Origin of the sequence: Paenibacillus dendritiformis, from assembly GCF_015845845.1 — a bacterium.
GTDB classification, from domain to species: domain Bacteria; phylum Bacillota; class Bacilli; order Paenibacillales; family Paenibacillaceae; genus Paenibacillus_B; species Paenibacillus_B dendritiformis_C.
The window spans coordinates 1-2913 of record NZ_LDIG01000044.1 but is presented as its reverse complement, the minus strand read 5'-3'; the positions used below and the strand labels follow the sequence as shown (position 1 = coordinate 2913).

General features: G+C 41.3%; 3 protein-coding genes and 1 pseudogene. 2 read left to right on the top strand and 2 right to left on the bottom strand.

The genetic code is table 11. The annotated features are described in order from the left end of the window. On the top strand, positions 1–193 hold a 193-nt coding region (locus ABD76_RS00695), incomplete at its 5' end, for a transposase (protein WP_197253431.1). Positions 194–455: 262 nt separating this feature from the next. Then, on the top strand, positions 456–1223 hold the full coding sequence (locus tag ABD76_RS00690; RefSeq protein ID WP_242069278.1) for a transcriptional regulator: 768 nt from the start codon (positions 456–458) through the stop codon (positions 1221–1223). Positions 1224–1689: 466 nt separating this feature from the next. Here the strand turns inward: ABD76_RS00690 and ABD76_RS00685 are convergent, their stop codons facing one another. Together ABD76_RS00685 and ABD76_RS29080 are read right to left on the bottom strand one after the other, a co-directional pair. Continuing rightward, positions 1690–2394, bottom strand: coding sequence for a hypothetical protein (locus ABD76_RS00685; RefSeq protein ID WP_197253429.1), 705 nt, complete (start codon positions 2392–2394; stop codon positions 1690–1692). 354 nt (positions 2395–2748) lie between these two features. Next, positions 2749–2913 (bottom strand): annotated as a pseudogene (locus tag ABD76_RS29080) (IS1380 family transposase); the annotation flags it as partial.

Below are 2913 nucleotides of genomic sequence, written 5' to 3'. Positions count from 1 at the left end.
GCAGCACGAAGAAGGGATCCTTCGGTGGTTCCATAGTAAGATGACGAACGGCTTGTTGGAAGGCATTAATGGTCTGGTTCAAGCAGCTAAACGTCGGGCCAGAGGCTACAGGAACGTAGAAAACTTGATTGCGATGGTGTATATGACAGCCAATAAGCTTCGTTTGCCGTTGCTCGCGGCGCGCCGAGCATAATATCCCTTTCCGCCTTCTTACCCTGCTTCAGATGTAGAAACAGCGGTCAAGCGCTCTCCTTGACGGCTGTTTCTACATCTGAAAATCTCTTAAAGGCGGAAGGGGTTATGAAACTAATATTCAACACTGTACCCACCCAGTAGAGCGAAGAGCCATGTTGTATGGCCTCATCCTTGATTACTCGCGTTCCCACGGAATCATGCCTTACATTGCTAAATGCATGTATCAACGATACCTGATTGAAAGAAATGATTTCAGCAGATTGAAGGAAACTTACCAAAATGGAAAGCATATTATACATTATGCTGATTTCTTGTCGTCTGAAGAACGGTTGAGCTTGTACTATAAATTAGGAATCCATGCATACACTTTGAGTCACCACAACGAATGCATTGCTTATTGTAAGGAAGTGCTGAAAGCCGGGGGACATTACAAAGCAGATGCGCTTGGTGTCCTTATAGATGCGTATTTTAGCATAGGGGCATATACAGAATCAGAGTTGTATCTGCTACAATATAAAAATTTTTCTTATCCGAATACAAAAGAAAATGTTGCTCTTATGGATGCGTTTTATGCTGCTAAAAGAGGAAATGAGGGCCAAGCAATCGAACAGCTTGAATTATTTCTAAAAACGTGCAGTAATGCTTCCATTATCCCGGCAACTAAGCAACTTCTGCAATTGTACTTCCAGCAGAACAACCTCGAAGGCGCTAAAGTTCTTTTGGAGAACGAAGAGGCGACTGCTTCTCTCGTTGATGAGGATAATCCTTTAGTTTGTGCTACTTATGCTGATTATCTTCGAGTCAAGGGAGAATATTATTTGGCTGCGGGTGACATAGACAAAAGTATTACGAGTATGGTAGAATCTGCCTTGTGGTACTCCAAAGTTGACGATGCAGCTAAAGAAAAAGAATGTCTTAACACGGTGATGCATATCCATTTAACGCACAACGTTTCGCCGCAGTCTACACTAGAAAAATTAAGCGACTACTACCAACGAAGCGTTAAAGAATTGGAGGGATTAGCGTGAAAAACAAAATGAAAAAACTAATCTGCAATGTCCTTCTTAGCACAGCTATGATAGTAACAACAGTAGCAATGTTTACTGGCGGTTCAGGAAGTGTCCATCCTTGGTAAAGCACCTTAACGGTGCTTTTTTTAATGCACGGTATCCAAACATCTATTCATATATACACAAAAGCCGTGTTTTGTACTATAGTCTTTATCAGGAATTTTGACCTTGACTGACCTTGACCTTATGCGGAATACCCTCCTCTTTTAAAAGAGGGTATTTTTTTCTAAGGTGTCGGAGAGTCCGTCCTTGCTATAAACGAAATTAGGTTTAATGTAACATAAATTAGAAACACTATTACAACCGTCCAAACAATCTTTTTCTTTTTTGATTCCTTTTTGTCTTTATCGTCCATATGAACACCTCCTATAATCACTATATAAAACAACGAGCGACTTTATGAATAATCGCTCGTTGTTTTATATTAGAATCTCATGAATTTATACAATTCCTTCGTTATTATTTTTCCGATGCCTTCAAAGATAATGTAATAGGATAAATCCCCATAAATATTAGCATGGCCGCCAGTCTTATTATCATTCACTACAGCATGAGACTTTTTATCATTATGTTCCCATGATTGTCCCGGATGCACTCCGTACAAACCACTATCCGTTTTAGGCGTACCGACAATTTTATCATCCTTGTTGTATTCAGCAATAACATAGGCTTTCATCCAAGAGACTTTTTGGTCATTCCATGTTGTTTCATGGATAACCGTCCTGGTCTCTGAAAATGTTTGAACAGGGTTTGTTTTTTGAGTTTCAACAAACGTGGCGTTTTGTGGAGCAGTCAAGTCATTGAAGTAGTTTAACAGCGCCGCATACTCATCGAGTGAGTTTACAATGATAGCCCCGTTGTTCGGTGAGTGCAATTTGTTTACTTCTTGCGTTGGCGCGGCTGCCGAGAAGCCAGTTGCTCGATCCACTTCCACAGCAGAGTTGAATTTACCTGCATATTTCGTGAAATACTCAGAAGGCACGATATCACGTACAGACACCTGCTGTTGTGATAAAGAGATTGACCCCTTAGCTGGAGTCGCTGCCGCTTCTGCCCCCGCAGAGAGCGCAAATACGTTGAACATCATAGCACAAGCAAGAACAATTTTCCAAGTACGATTTTGTTTCATCTTTGAAACTCCTTTCGTTATTTGAATTGTTAATCTTGTCTCAACCTGATGCCTCCAATATTGTAACATAATTCCTTGGATTTAACGACACAATAGTGCTATAATCTGTTTTTTTGAATTGGACTTAAGAGAGGGGGTGACGCTCATGGAGGTTAAGTTTCCATCATTTCCTGTAATAGGAATCGTTAGTTTTTCCTGAATCCGTGAAAGGGTTACGAATAAGAGAACCATCACTATCAGCTGTAACGATAGGCGCAGAAAGCAGAGGTGATGACTCGATTCACTTGAAAAAGACATCACGAAACAAAGCTTCCCTTGTGCAAAGCTTGAACGGAAACATAGGTTCGCAATCTATTATCCCGACAAGGTCCCGTAAATGCGCTGGAATGTCTGAAACCATGGACTATGTCTTCCGAAGCGGAGCTTCGTTTGTCTGGCATGCTCTACCATTCGAGAGGCCAGCCAGATCAGATTTTCGATGACCGTTTTGACCCGCCTGCGGCTGACTTTGTTTCGAAG

Bases quoted from the DNA above. Each gene is read 5' to 3' on its own strand.
- ABD76_RS00685 (WP_197253429.1), bottom strand. From the start codon at position 2,394: ATGAAACAAAATCGTACTTGGAAAATTGTTCTTGCTTGTGCTATGATG.